Origin of the sequence: Streptomyces sp. NBC_01689 (assembly GCF_036250675.1) — a bacterium.
Taxonomy (GTDB): domain Bacteria; phylum Actinomycetota; class Actinomycetes; order Streptomycetales; family Streptomycetaceae; genus Streptomyces.
In genome coordinates this window covers 5,909,333-5,932,115 of sequence record NZ_CP109592.1, presented here as the reverse complement: position 1 = coordinate 5,932,115, position 22,783 = coordinate 5,909,333, and the positions used below count along the sequence as shown (strand labels likewise).

The following is a 22,783-nucleotide window of genomic DNA, read 5'->3' as shown; positions in this document are numbered from 1 at the left end:
GAGAACGCAGAGAACGCAGAGAACGCAGAGAACACGGACGGGGCCGCCCCGGAGATCCCGGAGGCGGCCCCGTCCCGGCCGGAGTACGGCCACGACATCCGGGGGACCGGCCTACCCGGGGTACACCGGCGCCGTGCCGTTCTTGACGACCTTCTGCCACTGCTCCCCGGAGGACAGCCGCACGATCCCGTCCTCCTCCGAGTGCGCCACCAGCGGCAGCCGCTCGTCCTCGGACGCGGCGATCTCCTTCACGCCCGTCAGCGCGGAGGGCGCGGCGCCGACCGGAGTGGACCCGTCGACCTGGACGTACCGCATCTGCAGCACCCCCTCGGACTCCCGCCCGACCACCACGAGCCGGCTGTCCCCGGCCCAGGACATGGCCGTGACCTCCTCCAACTGCGGTGCGACCGAGTGCAGTTCGAAGACCGAGACGCTGGGCCGCTGACCGGACTCGATGTCCCGGTCGATACGCCCGATCTGCAGGGAACTCTTGCCGTCCTTCTCGACGATCAGCGCGATCCGCACCCCGTCCGCGGCCACCCGGACCGCCTTGATACGCCCGTCGAGTCTGGGCGTCGAGACCTGCAGCGGTTCGCCCCCGCCCTTCTCCAGCAGCAGCAACCGGGGGTGCGCGGGGTCGCGGTCCGCCACCCACAGGTCGCCGCGCGCGTCCCAACTGGGCGTCGTCAGCCGGTCCTGCACCGTCCTGCCCTGGCTGTGGAGCACCGCGTCCCCGAGCGAGGCGCCCGACACGAAGGACCCCACGTACAGCGAACTCCCGTCCGCCGACACACCCGCCGCGCTCTCCTCGTCCCGCGCCACCGCGGCGGACCGCAGCTTCCTGTCGCCCTCGCCCAGCGCGCCGGGTACCGGCTCGGGGTCCTTGCCGCCGTTGCCGCTGGACAGCCGTACGAGGCGCTGCTTGCCGTCGATGAAGTACTCGTAGCCGGGGTGTTCGGTCGTACGGTGCGCGGCGATGATCTCGGCGCGGTCCTCACTGAGATCGCACAGCCGTGAACCGTTCGACCGCTGCAGCTCCACCTCGTCGACCCCGGTGGGCGTCAGATCCCGGAAGGTGAGCAGGAGCTGGGCGGCCATCTTGTCGCACTGGGTGTCACTGACCTGGTCGGCCCGGTGGTTCAGCGGGACCGTCACCTTGTTGCGGTCGTCGGGCGACAGCGAGGTGACGCCCTCCTTCAGTTCGGTACCGGTCGGGAAGCTCGACGTCACCACCGGATCGAGCCAGCGCGTGGGTCCCTTCAGCAGCGCCCGGACCATCTCCGTCATCGGGTCGACCTTCTCGCGCACGTAGACCGGATCCGCGACGGTCGCCGGCTGCCCGCCCGACCCCGTAGGCATGTTCGACGCGAAGTAGTACTTGTTGACGGACACGTAGTTGCGCTGGAAGTCGGAGTTGCCCATCACGACGCCCTGCGGCAGTCCGTCGATGCGCCACTGCTTGGTGTCCTTCTGCCGCGTGAGGTGGACCGTCGCGCGGTACGCGGCCGAGTCCGGCGCGTACGCGTGCTGGTCGTTGACCGTGGCGACCTTCGTCCCGGCCAGCACGTACGCGTAGGTGTTGTCGCCGCCCTGGTCGTTCACCCGCTGCTCGGGCCGGGCGTCGGGCCCGTCGGTGAGGACGGTCGTGGAGCTGAACGGGTCCCAGGTCTTGCGCGCGGCCGTCGTCAGATACTTGAGCGCCGTCTTGTACTGCGCGTCGTCACTGGTCAGCGCCTCCAGGAACCCCTGCACGATCTCGGCGGGCCGGGCGTCGTCGCGCGGCGGCAGCGCGAAGACGCGGACCTGTGAGTCCTGCCTCGGCGTGGACTCGACACCCCGCAGGTCACCGCTGTCCGGCATCGACGCGCATCCCGTCAGCAGCAGCGCACCACAGCCGAGGTACACCCCCACGCGTACGGGACGCAGCCTGCCGCTCCCCTCCCGGTCAGCGCCCACGAAATGTCTCCCCTTGCCGTCCGGGCCCCTCGTACTGCCCGAGCTCCTCGTGCTCGCCGCGGTCCTCCGCGGTCCGCTCCCCACCCGCCGCGGGCGTTCCCTCCGGCCGCCGGACGGCCCCCGCGGGCCGCGGCACGACGCGCGCGCCGTTGCCCGGCAGCGCCGTCGGGTCGGCCGGGGGCGACACCCCGGCCATGCGCGACTCCATGGACGTGCGCGGCGGCATCGGGGGCGGCGCGTGTCCGCCTGTGGACTGTGCCGGAACGGTGGCGCGTTTCCCGCCGTCGCCGGACGGCAGTCCCGCCTCGCCGAGTCCGCGGTTGCGCCGCGAGTCCTTGGGCTCCAGGGGTATCGGTGACCCCCGCAGCGGCTCGTCCGCCGTCCGCGGCAGCGTCAGCCGGAACTGCGAACCACCGCCCGGTTCGCCCCACGCCTGGAGCCAGCCGCCGTGCAGCCGGGCGTCCTCCAGGGCGATCGACAGTCCGAGCCCGGTGCCGCCGGTGGTCCGCGCACGCGCCGGGTCCGCGCGCCAGAAGCGGCTGAAGACCCGGGTCGCCTCGCCCGGCTTGAGACCCACTCCGTAGTCGCGCACCGCGATGGCGACCGCTCCGCCCGCGGCGGCCAGCTTGACCACGACCTCCTTGCCGTCGCCGTGCTCCACGGCGTTGACGACGAGGTTGCGGAGCACCCGCTCCACCCGGCGGGCGTCCGCCTCGGCGATCACGGGCTGGGCGTCGCCGACGATCCGGATCGGGGATCCCTTGCGCTCTGCGAGCGGCTCGGCACCGCTGACCACCCTGCGTACGACCTCACGGAGGTCGATCGCGTCGGCCTCCAGCGCCGCCGCGCCCGCGTCGAACCGGCTGATCTCCAGCAGGTCCGCGAGCAGCGTCTCGAACCGGTCCAGCTGATCGGCGAGCAGTTCGGCCGACCGGGCGGTCATCGGATCGAAGTCCACGCGCGCGTCATGGATGACGTCGGCCGCCATCCGCACGGTCGTCAGCGGCGTCCGTAGTTCGTGCGACACGTCCGACACGAAGCGGCGCTGCATCCGCGACAGGTCCTCCAACTGCTGGATCTTCAGCTGGAGGTTCTGCGCCATCTTGTTGAAGGCCTCGCCGAGCCGCGCGATGTCGTCCTCGCCGGTGACCTTCATACGTTCCTGCAGATGCCCGGCGGACAGCCGCTCGGCGATCCCCGCCGCCATCCGCACCGGCGTGACGACCTGGCGCACCACGAGCCAGGCGATGGCCCCCAGCAGCACCACGACGAACAGCCCGGCCGTCGCGAGCGTCCCCTTGACCAGGCTCAGCGACTTCTCCTCCTGCGTCAGCGGGAAGAGGTAGTACAGCTGGTACGGGTCTCCGTTGGGATCGTTGACCTGCTTGCCGACGACCAGCGCGGGCTGCGACTGGCTGCCGTCCTTGTAGACGACCCGGGTGTAGCTCTGGGCCGCGAGCGTGCTGCTGTCGACGCGGGTCCGCAGGTTCTCCGGCACGCTCAGCGTCGGATCGACGTCGCCCGAGGAGCGCGGCCCGAGGCCGGCCCCACCGGAACCGGCCGCGCCGGAACTGAGCGTCACCACGTCGAAGGCACCCTGGCCACCGCTGGAGAGGGACACCACGAGGTCGCTCATCCACTGGCTGACGTTCTTGGAGGGGCGGTCGTCCGGGCCGGACCCGGCGTCACCGCCATTGGCCGTGGCGGTCGCGTCCGCCTTCTGCTTGGCCACCGAGAAACCGCCGGTCGCCTGGCTCTGCGAGGCCCTCACCTTGGCGTCCAGCAGACCGTTGCGCACCTGCCCGATCACGACGAACCCGAGCAGCAGGACGACGCCCAGCGACATCAGGAGCGTCGTGACGACGATCTTGAGCTGGATGTTGCGCCGCCACAGCCGCATCACGGGCAGCAGCGGACGGCGCACCCAGCGTATGAACAGCCGGAGCACCGGGCTGCCCTTAACTCCGCCCTGGAGCAGCCCGCCCGCCGTGAAGCGCTCCCAGCGGGAGCCCGTCATGGTCCGGCCGACAGGCCGCTCCGCGCGGTTCCCCGGCTGTCCGGGCGCCGAAGCGGCACTGTCCCTGGACACGTCAGCTCGGCCCCGCCTTGTAGCCGACACCGCGGACGGTCACCACGATCTCCGGCCGCTCCGGGTCCTTCTCGACCTTGGAGCGCAGCCGCTGGACGTGGACGTTCACCAGACGGGTGTCCGCCGCGTGCCGGTAGCCCCACACCTGCTCCAGGAGCACCTCACGGGTGAACACCTGCCAGGGCTTGCGGGCCAGCGCCACCAGGAGATCGAACTCCAGCGGGGTCAGCGCGATGGACTGCCCCTCCCGCTTCACGGAGTGCCCGGCGACGTCGATCACGAGGTCGCCGATGGCCAGCTGCTCCGGCGCCGGCTCCTCGGAGCGGCGCAGCCGCGCCCTGATCCGGGCCACCAGCTCCTTCGGCTTGAACGGCTTCACGATGTAGTCGTCGGCGCCCGATTCGAGGCCCACCACGACATCGACGGTGTCGCTCTTCGCCGTGAGCATCACGATCGGCACCCCGGACTCCGCCCTGATCAGGCGGCACACCTCGATGCCGTCCCGGCCGGGAAGCATCAGGTCCAGAAGCACAAGATCGGGCTTGGTCTCACGGAAAGCGGCCAGCGCCTTGTCGCCGTCGGCTACGAAAGACGGCTCAAAACCTTCACCACGCAGCACGATGCCGAGCATCTCGGCCAGTGCGGTGTCGTCATCGACGACAAGGACTCGTCCCTTCATAAACGACATCATCCCATTCTCATAACGGTGAAGGAGGTGCAGGTGAGCAGGCTCACTGGCCTGTGACGATAGTCGGACGGGGCCGTCACTGTCTGCCCCTGTCCGTCGGCGTCGAGGTCGGCGGGGGACGCGGGCCCGCCGTACGAGGGAGCGCGCGGTCTCCCGGCCGGAACGCGTCGGGGCGCGGTACACCGACCCGGCGCCCGCTGCCGCCAGGGACCGGAGCGCGTTTTCCTCGGGTGCACCCTCGATGATCCCCGCGGTGTACGCCGACAATCCGCGCTCTCCGGCATGCCGCCCCCTCTGGGCGCGCACCCTACAGCCCGGTGGGCACGGCGGCCGACCGGACTCCGGCGCGGACGGCCCACCCGCGGGACGACGTCACGGCTCCTCCCCCACCGATCCCGGGAGGAAGAGGAGCCGGTCCGTCGGTCAGCGCGACACCGCCCGCGCCGCCGGGTCGTGTCCGCGAAGTCTCGCCCGCCCGGCGACGCCCGGCACGCGCTCTCGCCGCACCGGGCGGACGACGCGACTTCGCGGACATGACCTAGATCGTCACCCGGCGCGACCTCGCGCACAGCTCGGCGAGCGCCTCGGCCGTCACGGGCGACACCACGCCCTCCTCCGTCACGATCGCCGTCACCAGCTCCGGAGGCGTCACGTCGAACGCCGGGTTGTACGCCTGGGTGCCCAGGGGTGCCACCGGTATCCCGCCGCCCGCTTCCGTTCCCGCCACCGGCACCTGCGGTGCCGACAGCTCGGTCACCTCGTGCCCGGGGCGCTGCTCGACCTCGATCGACGCCCCGTCCGGGGTGTCCGGATCCACCGTCGTCACCGGCGCCACCACGATGAACGGCACATGGTGATACCGCGCCAGCACCGCGAGCGGATAGCTCCCCACCTTGTTCGCCACCGAGCCGTCGGCGGCGATCCGGTCGGCCCCGACGAGCACCGCGTCCACCTCGCCCGCCGCGAACAGCGATCCCGCCGCGTTGTCCGTGAGCAGGGTGTACGCCATCCCGTTGCGCGCCGCCTCGTACGCCGTCAGGCGCGCCCCCTGCAGCAACGGGCGCGTCTCGTCCACCCACAACCGCCGCAACTGGCCCGCCCGGTGCGCCGCGAGGGCCACCGCGAACGCCGTGCCCTCCCCTCCCGACACCAGCGCCCCGCTGTTGCAGTGGGTCAGGATCCGGTGGCCGCCGCCCGGCAGCAGCTCGTCCAGCAGCGCCCGCCCGTGCACCGCCATCCGGGCACTGGCCCGGGCGTCCTCCTCGTGCAGTGCCCGCGCGGCGGCGAGCGCCGCCTGCCCGGCCGCCTGCTGGTCACCGCCCCCGGCGAGCACTTCACGGTACGCCGCCTGTGCCCGGCCCACACCCAGCGCGAGGTTCACCGCCGTCGGCCGGGCACCGGCCAGCGCACCGGCGGCGTCCTCGACGTCGAAACCGCGCACCGCGGCGAGCGCGACACCGTACGCCCCGGCGATGCCCAGCAGCGGCGCTCCCCGCACGGCCAGCGTGCGGATCGCCTCCACCAGCGCCGGGGCGTCCGTGCACACCAGCTCGACCTCCTCGGCCGGCAGCCGCGTCTGGTCGAGAAGGACCACCACGGGCCCTTCGGGGGGTTCCTCCCAGCGGATCGCCGGTATCTCCATCGGCCCGTCGTGCTCGCGGTTTTGCGCGTACTGATCAGCCATCCGCCCAGTCTGCCCCGTACCCGGCGGACAATTGAAGATGTCCAGCCCATACGGCGGCCGGTCCCCCGCCGGGCACACCGTGGCACGATGGCTGCCAACCTGCCGCCGCGCACCGCGGACGGGCACCGTGAAGGAGCGACGATGAACGACTCTCCGGGCTGGGCCTCGCCCGGATCCGCCCCCTCCGACGGGCAGGAGCCGAACGGCTCCGGCACCGCGCGGCCCCCGGAGCGTCCCGCGGACCAGGGCGGCACCGACCGGCCGGAGCCGCCGTCGAAGTGGTCCAAGGCGCAGCCCCCCGCCGGCCAGTGGTCCGCGCCCGGCCCCCAGGGCCCCGGCCCCACCCCGCCACCCCCGCCCGGCTCCGGCTGGGGCGGCGGCCGCCCGCCCGGCCCCGGCGGCCCGACGGGACCCGGCGGACACGGCGCCTGGGGCGGCCCAGGAGGCCCAGGGGGCCCCGCCGGCTGGGGCGGCAACTGGGGCGGTCCGCCGCCCGCCGCCAAGCCCGGTGTCATCCCCCTGCGCCCGCTCGGCGTCGGCGAGATCCTCGACGGCGCGGTCTCCACGATGCGCACCTACTGGCGCACGGTGCTGGGCATCTCGCTGACCGTCGCCGTCGTCACACAGATCGCGGTCATCCTGCTCCAGGGCTTCTTCCTCGACGACGCCGCCGGCACCGACGCCCTCGACGACCCGAGTGCCACCGTCGGCGAACTGACCCATGCCCTCGGGGACGTGGCACTCGGCTCGGGCGTCGTCCTGCTCATCACCCTGCTCGGGACCATCGTCGCGACGGCGCTGCTCACCTCCGTCACCAGCCGCGCGGTGCTCGGCAAGTCCGTGACCGCCTCCGAGGCCTGGCGGGACGCCCGCCCCCGGCTGCTGAGACTCTTCGGACTGACCTTCCTGCTGCCCCTCCTCGCCGGCGCGATCATCGGCGTCGGTGTCCTGCCCGGTGTACTCGTCGCGATCGCCGGTTCGAGCGACGGCGGCGCCGCGCTCGCCGTCCTGGGCGGACTCGGCGCGGGTGTCGTCGCCCTCTGGCTGATGGTCCGCTTCTCGCTCGCCTCGCCCGCGCTGATGCTGGAGAAGCAGGGCGTCCTCAAGTCGATGACCCGCTCCGCGAAGCTCGTACGCGGCTCCTGGTGGCGGATCTTCGGCATCCAGCTGCTCGCCACGATCATCGCGAACATCGTCGCGTCGATCGTCGTCATCCCGTTCTCCGTCCTCGCCGCGGCCCTCAGCGGCGACGGCATCAGCGGATTCCTCAACAGCACCGACGGCAGCCTCGGCTGGACGTTCCTCGTCATCAGCGGGATCGGCTCGGTCATCGGGTCCATGCTCACCTTCCCGATCACCGCGGGCGTCACCGTGCTCCTCTACATCGACCAGCGCATCCGCCGGGAGGCCCTCGACCTCGACCTGGCCCGCGCCGCCGGCGTATCGGACTACGGCTCCCACGCCCCCGGCACCACCGCGGGGAGCTGACGGAGTGAGCGCGGCGGGGGGAGTCGCCACAGCACTGCGCGCGCTGCCGCACACCGGCACCCGGACCGTCCTCGCGCTGCCGCGCGGCGGCGACGAGCCACCGGTGACGATCCCGCGCGACCCCGCGCGGAAGGCCGCCGAACGCGAACTGTCCAAACGGATCTACCACGAGAACGACCCCAGCCTGCTCCGCCGCGCCCTGGACGCCTTCTGGGACTGGGTCGACAAACTGTTCGGAGCCGCGTCCTCCGCGACCCCCGGCGGCGCCCTCGGACTCCTGGTGATCGTGCTGGCCGTACTCGCCGTCGCCGCCGCCCTGTGGTGGCGCCTGGGCACCCCGCACCGCACCCCCGCCTCCTCCCCCGCGCTCTTCGACGACCGCCCCCGCAGCGCCGCGGAACACCGCGCGGCGGCCGAGGCCCACGCCGCCCAGGGCCACTGGAACCAGGCGGTCCAGGAACGCATGCGCGCCGTCGTCCGCTCCCTGGAGGAGCGCGCGCTCCTCGACCCGCGCCCCGGCCGCACGGCGGACGAGGCGGCCGCCGAGGCGGGCCGTACCCTGCCCGCGCACACCGGCCGACTGCGCGCCGCGGCCGCCGACTTCGACGCCGTCACCTACGGCGGACGGGCCGCCGACCCGGGCACGTACGACCGCCTCGCCCAGCTCGACCGCGACCTGGACCACAGCAGACCCGTGCTCACCGGCGGCGCAGGCCCCACCGGCCACGGAGCCGCCTCATGACCGGGGCCGCCCGCACCCCCGCCACCACCTCCGTCTCGCCCACCGCCCGCGGGCTGTGGACGCGTGCCCGGGGCATCACCCTCGCGGTCGTGGTCCTGCTGGCGGCCGCCGTGGCGATCGCCGCGGTCCGCTCCGGAGACCGGCACGGCCGCCTCGACCCCCGCTCCGCCGACCCCTACGGCAGCCGCGCCACCGCCGAACTCCTCAGCGACCGCGGCGTCTCCACCCGCGTGGTCACCACCCTGGACGAGGCACGCGCCGCGGCCGGCCCCGACACCACCCTGCTCGTCGCCGCCCCCGACCTGCTCACCGACAGCCAGCAGACCGGCCTGCGCCGGGCCACCGCCACCTCCGGCGGCCGCACCGTCCTGATCGCCCCCGAAGCCCCCTCGCTCCACACCCTCGCCCCCGGCGTCACCGCCGACCCCGCGATCAGCTTCGACTCGACGCTCCCGCCCGACTGCGACCTGCCGGCCGCCCGACGCGCGGGCAGCGCCGACACCGGCGGCATCCGCTACACCACCACCGGCCTCGACGCCGACACCTGCTACCCCAGCGACGGCCTGCCCACCCTGCTGCGCATCCCCGCCGCCTCCGGAAACGGCGACACCGTCGTCGTCGGCGCCCCCGACATCCTCTACAACAACCGTCTCGACCGGCAGGGCAACGCCTCGCTCGCCCTCCAACTGCTCGGTTCCCGCCCCCATCTGGTCTGGTACCTCCCCTCGCTCTCCGACACCTCGGCGACCGACGCGGGCGACAAGACCTTCTTCGACCTGCTGCCCTCCGGCTGGCTCTGGGGCACACTGCAGCTCTTCATCGCGGCGGCCCTGGCCGCCCTCTGGCGAGGGCGCCGGCTCGGCCCCCTCGTACCCGAACGCCTGCCCGTCGCGATCCGCGCCTCCGAGACCGTCGAGGGCCGCGCCCGCCTCTACCGCAAGGCCGACGCCCGCGACCGCGCCGCCGACGCCCTGCGCTCCGCCACCCGCACCCGCCTCGCTCCCCTCGTCGGCGTGTCCCCCGCCCAGGCGCACGCGCCCGAGGCCCTGCTCCCCGCCCTGTCCGCCCACCTCCACGGCGACGGACAGCCCACCCTGCACACCCTCCTCTTCGGCCCGCCGCCCCGCGACGACGCGGCCCTCGTCTCCCTCGCCGACCGCCTAGACGCCCTCGAAAGAGAGGTACGCCGTTCATGATGGATCCGACCACTGACAACGCCGGGTACGCCGGGGATCCGGGCGCAGCCCGCTCCTCCCTGGAAGCCCTGCGCGCCGAGATCGCCAAAGCCGTGGTCGGCCAGGACCCCGCCGTGACCGGCCTCGTCGTCGCCCTCCTGTGCCGCGGACACGTACTCCTCGAAGGAGTCCCCGGAGTCGCCAAGACCCTGCTCGTCCGCGCCCTGGCCTCGGCGCTGGAACTCGACACCAAACGCGTCCAGTTCACGCCCGACCTGATGCCGAGCGACATCACCGGCTCCCTCGTCTACGACGCCCGCACCGCCGAGTTCTCCTTCCAGCCCGGCCCGGTCTTCACCAACCTGCTGCTGGCCGACGAGATCAACCGCACCCCGCCCAAGACGCAGTCGTCCCTCCTCGAAGCGATGGAGGAACGTCAGGTCACGGTCGACGGCACACCCCGCCCGCTCCCTGAGCCCTTCCTCGTCGCCGCCACCCAGAACCCGGTCGAGTACGAGGGAACGTATCCCCTGCCCGAAGCCCAGCTGGACCGCTTCCTGCTCAAGCTGACGATCCCGCTCCCCTCCCGCCAGGACGAGATCGACGTCCTCACCCGGCACGCCGAGGGATTCAACCCGCGCGACCTGCGCGCCGCCGGCGTACGCCCCGTGGCCGGCCCGGCCGACCTGGAAGCCGCACGCGCCGCCGTCGCCAAGACCACGGTCTCCCCCGAGATCACCGGCTATGTGGTGGACCTCTGCCGTGCCACCCGCGAATCACCGTCCCTGAGCCTCGGTGTCTCCCCGCGCGGCGCCACCGCCCTCCTCGCCACGGCCCGCGCCTGGGCCTGGCTGACCGGCCGCGACTACGTCATCCCCGACGACGTGAAGGCCCTGGCCCTCCCCACGCTCCGCCATCGCATCCAGCTCCGCCCGGAGGCCGAGATGGAGGGCGTGACCACCGACTCGGTCATCAACGCGATCCTCGCCCACGTCCCCGTCCCCCGCTGATGGCACTCACCGGCCGCGCCGCCCTCCTGGCGGCCCTCGGCACTCTCCCCGTCGGCATCTGGGAACCGAGTTGGACGGGCATCCTCGCCGTGAACGCGCCCCTGGCGCTGGCCTGCGCCTGCGACGCCGCTCTGGCCGCGCCCGTACGCCGTCTCGGCCTCGCCCGCTCCGGCGACACGTCGGTACGCCTGGGCGGGACCGCCGACGTCACCCTCACCGTCACCAACCCCTCGGGCCGCCCGCTGCGCGCCCGCCTGCGCGACGCCTGGCCCCCGAGCAGCTGGGAACCGGGCACCGAGACGGCCGCGTCCCGCCACCGTCTGACGGTCCCGCCCGGTGAACGCCGCCGCCTGACGACCCGCCTGCGCCCGACCCGCCGCGGCGACCGGCACGCGGACCGCGTCACGATCCGCTCGTACGGTCCTCTCGGTCTCTTCTCCCGCCAGGGCAGCCACAGGGTCCCGTGGACGGTGCGCGTCCTGCCCCCGTTCACCAGCCGCAAGCACCTCCCGTCGAAGCTGGCCCGGCTGCGTGAGCTCGACGGCCGCACCAGCGTCCTGACCCGCGGAGAGGGCACCGAGTTCGACAGCCTGCGCGAGTACGTCGCCGGCGACGACACCCGTTCCATCGACTGGCGTGCCACGGCCCGCCGGTCCACGGTCGCGGTCCGCACCTGGCGGCCCGAACGGGACCGCCACATCCTGCTGGTCCTCGACACGGGCCGCACCTCGGCCGGCCGTGTGGGCGACGCCCCGCGCCTGGACGCCTCCCTGGACGCGGCCCTCCTCCTCGCGGCCCTGGCCTCCCGGGCCGGCGATCGCGTGGACCTGCTCGCCTACGACCGCCGGGTCCGCGCTCTCGTCCAGGGCCGCTCGGCGGGCGACGTCCTGCCGTCCCTGGTCGCCGCGATGGCCACCCTGGAGCCGGAGCTCGTCGAGACCGACGCACGCGGCCTGACGGCCACCGCCCTCCGCACCGCCCCGCGCCGCTCCCTGATCGTCCTCCTGACGGCCCTCGACGCCGCCCCGGTGGAGGAGGGCCTGCTCCCCGTCCTCTCCCGCCTCACCCGCCGCCATACGGTCCTGGTGGCCTCGGTCGCCGATCCGTACATCGCCCGTATGGCGGAGGCCCGAGGGGATGCCGAGGCCGTGTACGAGGCTGCGGCAGCGGCTCACGCCCAGGCGGAACGCCGCCGTACGGCCGCCCAGTTGACGCGCCATGGAGTCACCGTCGTGGATGCGACACCGGACGACCTGCCCCCCGCCCTCGCGGACGCCTACCTCGCTCTCAAGGCAGCAGGCCGCCTGTAAGCCGGCACAAAAAAAGGGGCCTCTTGTCCCAAGAGGCCCCTCGAAGAAAAGGACTTTGAATGCAGAAAACCCCCGTACCGATTTCCCGGTACGGGGGTCTCCTCAATATTTGTTCGGCGGCGTCCTACTCTCCCACAGGGTCCCCCCTGCAGTACCATCGGCGCTGTAAGGCTTAGCTTCCGGGTTCGGAATGTAACCGGGCGTTTCCCTCACGCTATGACCACCGAAACACTATGAAACACAACCGGAGCCACAGCCAAAACGGCTACGACGGTTGTTCGTGGTTTCAGAACCAACACAGTGGACGCGAGCAACTGAGGACAAGCCCTCGGCCTATTAGTACCGGTCACCTCCAGCGGTTACCCGCCTTCCAGATCCGGCCTATCAACCCAGTCGTCTACTGGGAGCCTTAACCCCTCAAAGGGGGTGGGAATACTCATCTCGAAGCAGGCTTCCCGCTTAGATGCTTTCAGCGGTTATCCCTCCCGAACGTAGCCAACCAGCCATGCCCTTGGCAGGACAACTGGCACACCAGAGGTTCGTCCGTCCCGGTCCTCTCGTACTAGGGACAGCCCTTCTCAATATTCCTACGCGCACAGCGGATAGGGACCGAACTGTCTCACGACGTTCTAAACCCAGCTCGCGTACCGCTTTAATGGGCGAACAGCCCAACCCTTGGGACCGACTCCAGCCCCAGGATGCGACGAGCCGACATCGAGGTGCCAAACCATCCCGTCGATATGGACTCTTGGGGAAGATCAGCCTGTTATCCCCGGGGTACCTTTTATCCGTTGAGCGACGGCGCTTCCACAAGCCACCGCCGGATCACTAGTCCCGACTTTCGTCCCTGCTCGACCCGTCGGTCTCACAGTCAAGCTCCCTTGTGCACTTACACTCAACACCTGATTACCAACCAGGCTGAGGGAACCTTTGGGCGCCTCCGTTACTCTTTAGGAGGCAACCGCCCCAGTTAAACTACCCATCAGACACTGTCCCTGATCCGGATCACGGACCCAGGTTAGACATCCAGCACGACCAGACTGGTATTTCAACGACGACTCCACCCACACTGGCGTGCGAGCTTCAAAGTCTCCCAGCTATCCTACACAAGCCGAACCGAACACCAATATCAAACTGTAGTAAAGGTCCCGGGGTCTTTCCGTCCTGCTGCGCGAAACGAGCATCTTTACTCGTAGTGCAATTTCACCGGGCCTATGGTTGAGACAGTCGAGAAGTCGTTACGCCATTCGTGCAGGTCGGAACTTACCCGACAAGGAATTTCGCTACCTTAGGATGGTTATAGTTACCACCGCCGTTTACTGGCGCTTAAGTTCTCAGCTTCGCCACCCCGAAGAGTGACTAACCGGTCCCCTTAACGTTCCAGCACCGGGCAGGCGTCAGTCCGTATACATCGCCTTACGGCTTCGCACGGACCTGTGTTTTTAGTAAACAGTCGCTTCTCGCTGGTCTCTGCGGCCACCCCCAGCTCAGAGTGCAAGACTCATCACCGGTGATGGCCCCCTTCTCCCGAAGTTACGGGGGCATTTTGCCGAGTTCCTTAACCATAGTTCACCCGAACGCCTCGGTATTCTCTACCTGACCACCTGAGTCGGTTTAGGGTACGGGCCGCCATGAAACTCGCTAGAGGCTTTTCTCGACAGCATAGGATCATCCACTTCACCACAATCGGCTCGGCATCAGGTCTCAGCCTCAATGTGTGACGGATTTACCTATCACACGGCCTACACCCTTACCCCGGGACAACCACCGCCCGGGATGGACTACCTTCCTGCGTCACCCCATCACTCACCTACTACAGGTCTGGTCCGTCGGCTCCACCACTCCCCTTCGCCCGAAGGCTCCAGGGCGGCTTCACGGACTTAGCATCGCCTGGTTCAATGTTTGACGCTTCACAGCGGGTACCGGAATATCAACCGGTTATCCATCGACTACGCCTGTCGGCCTCGCCTTAGGTCCCGACTTACCCTGGGCAGATCAGCTTGACCCAGGAACCCTTAGTCAATCGGCGCACACGTTTCTCACGTGTGTATCGCTACTCATGCCTGCATTCTCACTCGTGAACCGTCCACCACTGCCTTCCGGCGCGGCTTCACCCGGCACACGACGCTCCCCTACCCATCACAGCGGGCGTTGGCCCTATTGCTGCAATGACACGACTTCGGCGGTACGCTTGAGCCCCGCTACATTGTCGGCGCGGAATCACTAGACCAGTGAGCTATTACGCACTCTTTCAAGGGTGGCTGCTTCTAAGCCAACCTCCTGGTTGTCTGTGCGACTCCACATCCTTTCCCACTTAGCGTACGCTTAGGGGCCTTAGTCGATGCTCTGGGCTGTTTCCCTCTCGACCATGGAGCTTATCCCCCACAGTCTCACTGCCGCGCTCTCACTTACCGGCATTCGGAGTTTGGCTAAGGTCAGTAACCCGGTAGGGCCCATCGCCTATCCAGTGCTCTACCTCCGGCAAGAAACACACGACGCTGCACCTAAATGCATTTCGGGGAGAACCAGCTATCACGGAGTTTGATTGGCCTTTCACCCCTAACCACAGGTCATCCCCCAGGTTTTCAACCCTGGTGGGTTCGGTCCTCCACGACCTCTTACAGCCGCTTCAACCTGCCCATGGCTAGATCACTCCGCTTCGGGTCTTGAGCGCGCTACTAAATCGCCCTATTCGGACTCGCTTTCGCTACGGCTTCCCCACACGGGTTAACCTCGCAACACACCGCAAACTCGCAGGCTCATTCTTCAAAAGGCACGCAGTCACGAGACATGTGCAAGCACACATCCGACGCTCCCACGGCTTGTAGGCACACGGTTTCAGGTACTATTTCACTCCGCTCCCGCGGTACTTTTCACCATTCCCTCACGGTACTATCCGCTATCGGTCACCAGGGAATATTTAGGCTTAGCGGGTGGTCCCGCCAGATTCACACGGGATTTCTCGGGCCCCGTGCTACTTGGGTGTTTCTCAAACGAGCCGCTGATGTTTCGACTACGGGGGTCTTACCCTCTACGCCGGACCTTTCGCATGTCCTTCGCCTACATCAACGGTTTCTGACTCGTCTCACGGCCGGCAGACCGTGAAAGAGAAATCCCACAACCCCACATACGCAACCCCTGCCGGGTCTCACACGCATATGGTTTGGCCTCATCCAGTTTCGCTCGCCACTACTCCCGGAATCACGGTTGTTTTCTCTTCCTGCGGGTACTGAGATGTTTCACTTCCCCGCGTTCCCTCCACATACCCTATGTGTTCAGGTATGGGTGACAGCCCATGACGACTGCCGGGTTTCCCCATTCGGAAACCCCCGGATCAAAGCCTGGTTGACGACTCCCCGGGGACTATCGTGGCCTCCCACGTCCTTCATCGGTTCCTGGTGCCAAGGCATCCACCGTGCGCCCTTAAAAACTTGGCCACAGATGCTCGCGTCCACTGTGCAGTTCTCAAACAACGACCAACCACCCATCACCCCCGGCTACAACCGGAGTTCACTGGGGCCGGCACTGAAGGCAGCCTTTCGGCCGTACCCTCAGACACCCAACAACGTGCCCGACACCCTCGCCACTCCGATCAGCTTTCCACACTCCGAAGAGCAGTACTGGCAGCCTGAGATGACTGAAAGTGCCGAATAATCAACGTTCCACCCATGAGCAACCACCGTCGAACGTTTGCCGACGTAATGGCCCTGGACCACCAGGCGAACCTGGCAGCCTAGATGCTCCTTAGAAAGGAGGTGATCCAGCCGCACCTTCCGGTACGGCTACCTTGTTACGACTTCGTCCCAATCGCCAGTCCCACCTTCGACAGCTCCCTCCCACAAGGGGTTGGGCCACCGGCTTCGGGTGTTACCGACTTTCGTGACGTGACGGGCGGTGTGTACAAGGCCCGGGAACGTATTCACCGCAGCAATGCTGATCTGCGATTACTAGCAACTCCGACTTCATGGGGTCGAGTTGCAGACCCCAATCCGAACTGAGACAGGCTTTTTGAGATTCGCTCCGCCTCACGGCTTCGCAGCTCTTTGTACCTGCCATTGTAGCACGTGTGCAGCCCAAGACATAAGGGGCATGATGACTTGACGTCGTCCCCACCTTCCTCCGAGTTGACCCCGGCAGTCTCCTGTGAGTCCCCATCACCCCGAAGGGCATGCTGGCAACACAGAACAAGGGTTGCGCTCGTTGCGGGACTTAACCCAACATCTCACGACACGAGCTGACGACAGCCATGCACCACCTGTACACCGACCACAAGGGGGCGACCATCTCTGGCCGTTTCCGGTGTATGTCAAGCCTTGGTAAGGTTCTTCGCGTTGCGTCGAATTAAGCCACATGCTCCGCTGCTTGTGCGGGCCCCCGTCAATTCCTTTGAGTTTTAGCCTTGCGGCCGTACTCCCCAGGCGGGGAACTTAATGCGTTAGCTGCGGCACCGACGACGTGGAATGTCGCCAACACCTAGTTCCCACCGTTTACGGCGTGGACTACCAGGGTATCTAATCCTGTTCGCTCCCCACGCTTTCGCTCCTCAGCGTCAGTAATGGCCCAGAGATCCGCCTTCGCCACCGGTGTTCCTCCTGATATCTGCGCATTTCACCGCTACACCAGGAATTCCGATCTCCCCTACCACACTCTAGCTAGCCCGTATCGAATGCAGAACCGGGGTTAAGCCCCGGTCTTTCACACCCGACGTGACAAGCCGCCTACGAGCTCTTTACGCCCAATAATTCCGGACAACGCTTGCGCCCTACGTATTACCGCGGCTGCTGGCACGTAGTTAGCCGGCGCTTCTTCTGCAGGTACCGTCACTCTCGCTTCTTCCCTGCTGAAAGAGGTTTACAACCCGAAGGCCGTCATCCCTCACGCGGCGTCGCTGCATCAGGCTTTCGCCCATTGTGCAATATTCCCCACTGCTGCCTCCCGTAGGAGTCTGGGCCGTGTCTCAGTCCCAGTGTGGCCGGTCGCCCTCTCAGGCCGGCTACCCGTCGTCGCCTTGGTGAGCCACTACCTCACCAACAAGCTGATAGGCCGCGGGCTCATCCTTCACCGCCGGAGCTTTCAACCCACCCAGATGCCCAGGCAGGTATTATCCGGTATTAGACCCCGTTTCCAGGGCTTGTCCCAGAGTGAAGGGCAGATTGCCCACGTGTTACTCACCCGTTCGCCACTAATCCACCCCGAAGGGCTTCATCGTTCGACTTGCATGTGTTAAGCACGCCGCCAGCGTTCGTCCTGAGCCAGGATCAAACTCTCCGTGAATGCTTACCGGTAATCCGGCGAAACACACACGAGAGCGGAACCGGAAGAGGAATAATCCCCCGGTTCACAGCGTCCTCGCTGTGCGCCTGCCCCGAAAGGCAGGACTTTTTCAAAGGAACCTCGCCCCGACCGATCGGCCGGAGACGGGGTATCAACATATCTGGCGTTGATTTTTGGCACGCTGTTGAGTTCTCAAGGAACGGACGCTTCCTTTGTACTCACCCTCTCGGGCTTTCCTCCGGGCGCTTCCCTTCGGTCTTGCGTTTCCGACTCTATCAGACCGTTTCCGTATCCGATTTCCTCGGCGCTTTCCAGGTTCCCGCTCTCGCGTTTCCCTTTCCGGCGACTCCGACTTTACCAGATCCGTTTTCCGTTCCGTTTCCGGTCGGAATTCATTTCCAGTGGCCGTTGGAGGGGCCTTTGCCTACTCACGCCTTGCGGCTCTCTTTCGGCGAGTCCGACTTTATCAGAAGCTTTTGACCGGCCTTGCCGGCCGCTCGGTCCTGAATTATCGGGAGGTACTTCTCGGAATCATCTTCACGAGAAGCTGATAGATGCTAACCGCTACCGACTGGACGTGTCCAGTTCTAGGCAACTGTTCGAATCTACCTCCCCACCGGCTCCATGTCAATGGTTCCTGTGGGGCGAAGAGGAGACTAGCAGGTCAACGGGCGGGGTCGCACATCACGCGGCCGTCGGCAGCGTGGCGCTGCGCTCGGCCTCCTCGACGTCGCCGGTGGCGCCGGACCGTGCCGCACGACCGCCCAGGACATACACGTAGGTGAGGAAGGCCAGTTCAGCCGCGATGCCTATGCCTATTCGGGCCCAGGTGGGGAGGCCGGACGGGGTGACGAAGCCTTCGATGGCGCCCGACACGAAGAGGACCAGAGCAAGGCCGATCGCCATGCCGAGGGCGGCGCGGCCCTCCTCGGCGAGTGCCGTGCGACGGGAGCGGGGGCCCGGGTCGATCAGGGTCCAGCCCAGGCGGAGGCCCGTGCCCGCGGCCACGAAGACGGCCGTCAGTTCCAGGAGGCCGTGCGGGAGGATCAGGCCGAGGAAGGTGTCGAGCCGGCCGGCCGACGACATCAAGCCGATGCCGACGCCGAGGTTGAGCATGTTCTGGAGGAGGATCCAGAGCACGGGTATACCCAGGAAGATGCCCAGGACCAGGCACATCGCGGCGGCCTGGGCGTTGTTCGTCCACACCTGGGCCGCGAAGGAGGCCGCCGGATGGCTGGAGTAGTAGGTCTCGTACTCGCCGCCGGGGCGCGTGAGCGAGCGCAGTTCGGCGGGGGCCGCGATCGTGGACTGGACCTCCGGGTGCGCGCCGATCCACCACCCGAGGAGGACGGCGATCGCGGTGGAGACGAGGGCCGTGGGTACCCACCAGTGGCGCGAGCGGTACACCGCCGCGGGGAACCCCTGGGTGAGGAAGCGCGTGACATCGCGCCAGGACGAACGCCTGGTGCCGGTCACGGCGCTGCGCGCGCGTGCCACCAGCTGGCTGAGGCGCCCGGTGAGCTGCGGGTCCGGGGCGCTGGACCGGACGAGGGAGAGGTGCGTGGCCGCGCGTTGGTAGAGGGCCACCAGTTCGTCGGCCTCGGCGCCGTTCAGCCGGCGCCGACGGCGCAACAGCGCGTCCAGGCGGTCCCATTCCGCGCGGTGCGCGGACACGAAGACGTCGAGGTCCATCGGTTCTGCCGCTCCTCGTCCTCTCGTACCGCGTATCAGCTTGTCGTACCGCGGCGCGATGTTGTCCTCAGCTTGGCAGACTGGCGGTTCTCGGGGCAGGTCAGGGGAAGGACGGGCGGGCGTGAGTGAGCTGGTGACGGGCGAGGCCGTGGCATTGGAGCTGCGGCCCGCGAAACTGCCGAGCCGTGCGCTGGCCGTGCTGCTCGACCTGGTCGTGGCGATGGCGGCCTATCTGATCGTCACCATCGGCCTGGTGGCCTCGACCGCGGCCCTGGACGAGGCGGCGCAGATCGCGGTGTCGATCGCGAGCTTCGTACTGCTGCTGGTCGGCGGACCGATCGCGGTGGAGACGCTCAGCCACGGCCGGTCGCTGGGGAAGCTGGCGTTCGGGCTGCGGGTGGTCCGGGACGACGGGGGGCCGATCCGGTTCCGGCACGCGCTGGTGCGCGGTGCCGTCGGGGTGGTCGAGATCCTGATGACGTTCGGGATCGTCGCGTGCATCGCCTCGCTCGTGTCGCAGCGCGGGCGGCGGCTGGGTGACGTGTTCGCGGGGACCCTCGTCGTGCGCGAGCGGATACCGGCCGGTCCGAGCACCTTCGTGCCTCCCCCGCCGCCCTGGCTGGCGGGGCGGTTCTCCGGGCTCGACCTGTCGGCGGTGCCGGACGGGCTGTGGCTGGCCGTTCGCCAGTACCTGACCCGGATGCGGCAGCTGGACCCGCAGGTCGGTGCGGCGATGGCGCAGCGGCTGGCCTCCGACGTCGCCGCGCGTACCGGCGCTCCGGTGCCGCACGGTGTGCCGGCGGCCGCGTATCTGGCGGCCGTGGTGCACGAGCGGCAGTCGCGGGACGCCCGGCGGGCCTTCGGGAGCGGGCCGGCGATGGCGGGGTCAGGGGGGCCCGGCGCGTACTCAGCCGGGGGGCCGGGCGGAAGCGGCCCGGTCGGTTGGCGTCCGGGATTCTCGGCGCCGTCGGCGGGGGCCGGGTCCGGTGCCGCGGGCGGAGATCCTCGGTCGCCGTCGCCGTCGCCGTCACCGACACCGTTGCGGGGCGGGGCCGACGGCGAGTCTCCGGAGGCACGGCCGACGGCGCCCGGGGAGCGGTCCGACCGGCCCGCGACGGGGTTCGCGCCGCCCGCCTGAACTCCGATGCCGCGAGGCCGGCGGGGCAGGTCGGGTCAGGCGAACACCGACGGCGGGGATTCGAGGTGTTCCAGCTCGATGCCCGGTGCCGCGAGGACGACGTCGCCCGCGAGGTGCACCTCGTGCCGCTCCCCCGTGTCCAGCGCTGTGACCTGGTACGCGTCCACAGTCAGGGGACCGTTGTCGGTGGCGTGTGTTTCTCTCGAGACCAGGGCCCAGGACTGGTCGAGGGTGCGCGGGGCGAGGACCGGGTCGGTGAAGGCGACGAGGCGGACGCGGGTGGCCGGGGCGGAGGGGATGAGGCGCAGCAGACGGGCGGTGGCGACGAGGAACGCGGGGGACGTGCCGGTGAAGGCGTGGGCGGGGACGTTGCCCTCGGTGGCCTCGGTGCCCGTGGGATCGGTGCGGACCCAGGTGACGCCGTCGAGCGCGGCGCCCCGGACCTGCCAGCTCGCGGCGTGCAGTTCGAGCCGGATGGGGCGGCCCAGTTCGTCGAGGGTGAGGTCGACGGAGCCGCTGTGATCGCCGGAGGGCGCCGTCAGCTGGGAGACGTAGCGCCAGCCGGAGGGGCCCGGCGCGCAGTGGAAGTGTTCTTCGGCGAGGGGGGTGTGGTCGTGCGGATCGTGGAGCGCATAGCGGCCACGTGGCATGGGCGTTCAGGTCCTCATCGGGGACAGGCCCCCGCCACGGGGGCGGGGGCCTGTCGACGTCCGTACGCCGCGCGGCCGGTGCGGCCGCTCGGCGGGGTGCTCAGTAGCGGTAGTGGTCCGACTTGTACGGGCCCTCGACCTCTACGCCGATGTAGGCGGCCTGCTCCGGGCGGAGCGTCGTGAGCTTGACGCCGAGGGCGTCGAGGTGGAGGCGGGCGACCTTCTCGTCGAGGTGCTTGGGCAGCACGTAGACGTCGGTCGGGTACTCCTCGGGCTTGGTGAACAGCTCGATCTGGGCCAGCGTCTGGTCCGCGAAGGAGTTGGACATCACGAACGACGGGTGGCCGGTGGCGTTGCCCAGGTTCAGCAGGCGGCCCTCCGACAGCACGATGAGCACCTTGCCGTCGGGGAACTTCCAGGTGTGGACCTGGGGCTTGACCTCGTCCTTGACGATGCCGGGGATCTGCGCGAGGCCGGCCATGTCGATCTCGTTGTCGAAGTGGCCGATGTTGCCCACGATCGCCTGGTGCTTCATCTTGGCCATGTCGGAGGCCATGATGATGTCCTTGTTGCCGGTCGTGGTGACGAAGATGTCGGCCTTGTCGATGACCTCGTCGAGCGTCGTGACCTGGTAGCCGTCCATCGCCGCCTGCAGGGCGCAGATCGGGTCGATCTCGGTGACGATCACCCGGGCGCCCTGGCCGCGCAGGGACTCCGCGCAGCCCTTGCCCACGTCGCCGTAGCCGCAGACGACGGCGGTCTTGCCGCCGATGAGGACGTCGGTGGCGCGGTTGATGCCGTCGATCAGGGAGTGGCGGCAGCCGTACTTGTTGTCGAACTTCGACTTGGTGACGGCGTCGTTCACGTTGATCGCCGGGAAGAGGAGGCTGCCGTCGCGGTGCATCTCGTACAGACGGTGCACGCCGGTCGTGGTCTCCTCGGTCACGCCGCGGATCTCCGAGGCGAGCTGGGTCCACTTCTGCGAGCCGTCGGTGATGGTGCGGTTGAGGAGTTCGAGGACGACGCGGTGCTCGTCGTTCTCCGCGGAGTCGACCGAGGGGACCTTGCCGTCCTTCTCGTACTTGACGCCGTTGTGGACGAGGAGGGTGGCGTCACCACCGTCGTCCAGGATCATGTTCGGGCCGCCGGTGGGGGTGTTCGGCCAGGTCAGCGCCTGCTCCGTGCACCACCAGTACTCCTCCAGGGTCTCGCCCTTCCAGGCGAAGACCGGGACGCCCTGCGGGTTGTCCGGCGTGCCGTTCGGGCCGACGGCGATGGCCGCGGCGGCGTGGTCCTGGGTGGAGAAGATGTTGCAGGAGGCCCAGCGGACCTCGGCGCCGAGGGCGACGAGGGTCTCGATGAGGACGGCGGTCTGCACCGTCATGTGCAGGGAGCCGGTGACGCGGGCGCCGGCGAGGGGCTGCGCGGCCGCGTACTCCTTGCGGATCGACATCAGGCCGGGCATCTCGTGCTCGGCGAGGGTGATCTCCTTGCGGCCGAAGTCGGCCAGGGAGAGGTCGGCGACCTTGAAGTCCTGTCGGTTGTCGACAGTCGTCATGGGGAGCTGCTCCTCGGGATCGTGGCGAGGTGGGTACGGCTGTACTGCGCGACGGCGGGCACAAGGGTGCCCTCGGGCACAGGCGTGCCCGGCGCGCAGCTCAGTCCGTCGGAGGCCCTCTCTCCCTCGGTCGGTCCGCGGTGGGACCGCCCGACCGCCATCAGCAGCGACGTCTGGCTCAGTCACCAAGCTACACCGGTCACCCCAGGCCTCCCCAGTCCGGCTCCGGCCAAAGTGTGCCGTGGACGGACCCGGGAAACCCCTAGCGTTCGGGCGGACGGGCGCCGGGGCGCGGGACCGCCGCCCGGCCGGCCGGGGTCCGGGCGGTC

General features: G+C 68.9%; 13 protein-coding genes and 3 rRNA genes. 6 read left to right on the top strand and 10 right to left on the bottom strand.

The annotated features are described in order from the left end of the window. Window positions 1-111: 111 nt before the first annotated feature. The 4 genes from OG776_RS25295 to mtnA form a co-directional block, all read right to left on the bottom strand. Complete coding sequence (locus tag OG776_RS25295; protein ID WP_148008692.1) at window positions 112-1,956, bottom strand: LpqB family beta-propeller domain-containing protein; 1,845 nt, start codon at window positions 1,954-1,956, stop codon at window positions 112-114. Next, window positions 1,946-4,045 (bottom strand): MtrAB system histidine kinase MtrB, encoded by a 2,100-nt coding sequence (gene mtrB / locus OG776_RS25290; protein WP_148008693.1) that lies wholly within the window; start codon window positions 4,043-4,045, stop codon window positions 1,946-1,948. Before mtrB ends, OG776_RS25295 begins: the two co-directional genes overlap by 11 nt. A 1-nt stretch (window position 4,046) precedes the next feature. Further along, on the bottom strand, window positions 4,047-4,736 hold the full coding sequence (mtrA, locus tag OG776_RS25285) for a two-component system response regulator MtrA (protein WP_150136091.1): 690 nt from the start codon (window positions 4,734-4,736) through the stop codon (window positions 4,047-4,049). A 535-nt stretch (window positions 4,737-5,271) separates the two neighbouring features. Beyond that, window positions 5,272-6,417 (bottom strand): S-methyl-5-thioribose-1-phosphate isomerase, encoded by a 1,146-nt coding sequence (mtnA, locus tag OG776_RS25280; RefSeq protein ID WP_148008694.1) that lies wholly within the window; start codon window positions 6,415-6,417, stop codon window positions 5,272-5,274. Between the two features lie 141 nt (window positions 6,418-6,558). On the opposite strand from mtnA, the gene OG776_RS25275 reads away from it, so the two are divergent. The 5 genes from OG776_RS25275 to OG776_RS25255 are packed head-to-tail and all read left to right on the top strand — an operon-like array spanning window position 6,559 to window position 12,142. Further along, on the top strand, window positions 6,559-7,905 hold the full coding sequence (locus tag OG776_RS25275; protein ID WP_329322565.1) for a DUF7544 domain-containing protein: 1,347 nt from the start codon (window positions 6,559-6,561) through the stop codon (window positions 7,903-7,905). Between the two features lie 4 nt (window positions 7,906-7,909). Next, a complete protein-coding gene (locus tag OG776_RS25270) occupies window positions 7,910-8,647 on the top strand; it encodes a DUF4129 domain-containing protein (RefSeq protein WP_148009597.1) in 738 nt (245 codons plus the stop codon). Beyond that, window positions 8,644-9,843 (top strand): DUF4350 domain-containing protein, encoded by a 1,200-nt coding sequence (locus tag OG776_RS25265; protein ID WP_329322564.1) that lies wholly within the window; start codon window positions 8,644-8,646, stop codon window positions 9,841-9,843. The genes OG776_RS25270 and OG776_RS25265 overlap by 4 nt, the downstream gene beginning before the upstream one ends. Continuing rightward, entirely contained in the window at window positions 9,843-10,832 is a 990-nt protein-coding gene (locus OG776_RS25260) for an AAA family ATPase (protein ID WP_329322563.1), read from the top strand. Before OG776_RS25265 ends, OG776_RS25260 begins: the two co-directional genes overlap by 1 nt. Further along, window positions 10,832-12,142, top strand: coding sequence for a DUF58 domain-containing protein (locus OG776_RS25255; RefSeq protein WP_329322562.1), 1,311 nt, complete (start codon window positions 10,832-10,834; stop codon window positions 12,140-12,142). The genes OG776_RS25260 and OG776_RS25255 overlap by 1 nt, the downstream gene beginning before the upstream one ends. 111 nt (window positions 12,143-12,253) lie before the next feature. Here the strand turns inward: OG776_RS25255 and rrf are convergent. The 4 genes from rrf to OG776_RS25235 all read right to left on the bottom strand — a co-directional run bounded on the left by rrf (window position 12,254) and on the right by OG776_RS25235 (window position 19,108). Then, a 5S ribosomal RNA gene (gene rrf, locus OG776_RS25250) occupies window positions 12,254-12,370 on the bottom strand. Between the two features lie 88 nt (window positions 12,371-12,458). Next, a 23S ribosomal RNA gene (locus tag OG776_RS25245) occupies window positions 12,459-15,579 on the bottom strand. A gap of 311 nt (window positions 15,580-15,890) precedes the next feature. After that, window positions 15,891-17,416 (bottom strand): 16S ribosomal RNA (locus tag OG776_RS25240). The 16S, 23S and 5S rRNA genes sit together here, the layout of an rRNA operon. A gap of 684 nt (window positions 17,417-18,100) precedes the next feature. Continuing rightward, the gene (locus OG776_RS25235) at window positions 18,101-19,108 is read right to left on the bottom strand and encodes a stage II sporulation protein M (protein WP_148008697.1); all 1,008 of its coding nucleotides are present in this window, start codon (window positions 19,106-19,108) and stop codon (window positions 18,101-18,103) included. A 121-nt stretch (window positions 19,109-19,229) separates the two neighbouring features. Here OG776_RS25235 and OG776_RS25230 point away from each other — a divergent pair, with 121 nt between their 5' ends. Continuing rightward, window positions 19,230-20,246: an RDD family protein gene (locus OG776_RS25230; RefSeq protein WP_329322561.1), complete on the top strand. Its 1,017-nt coding sequence runs from the start codon at window positions 19,230-19,232 to the stop codon at window positions 20,244-20,246. 35 nt (window positions 20,247-20,281) lie between these two features. Here the strand turns inward: OG776_RS25230 and OG776_RS25225 are convergent, their stop codons facing one another. Further along, entirely contained in the window at window positions 20,282-20,896 is a 615-nt protein-coding gene (locus OG776_RS25225) for a hypothetical protein (RefSeq protein ID WP_148008698.1), read from the bottom strand. Window positions 20,897-20,996: 100 nt separating this feature from the next. Beyond that, window positions 20,997-22,454 (bottom strand): adenosylhomocysteinase, encoded by a 1,458-nt coding sequence (ahcY, locus tag OG776_RS25220; protein ID WP_148008699.1) that lies wholly within the window; start codon window positions 22,452-22,454, stop codon window positions 20,997-20,999. Window positions 22,455-22,783: the final 329 nt, after the last annotated feature.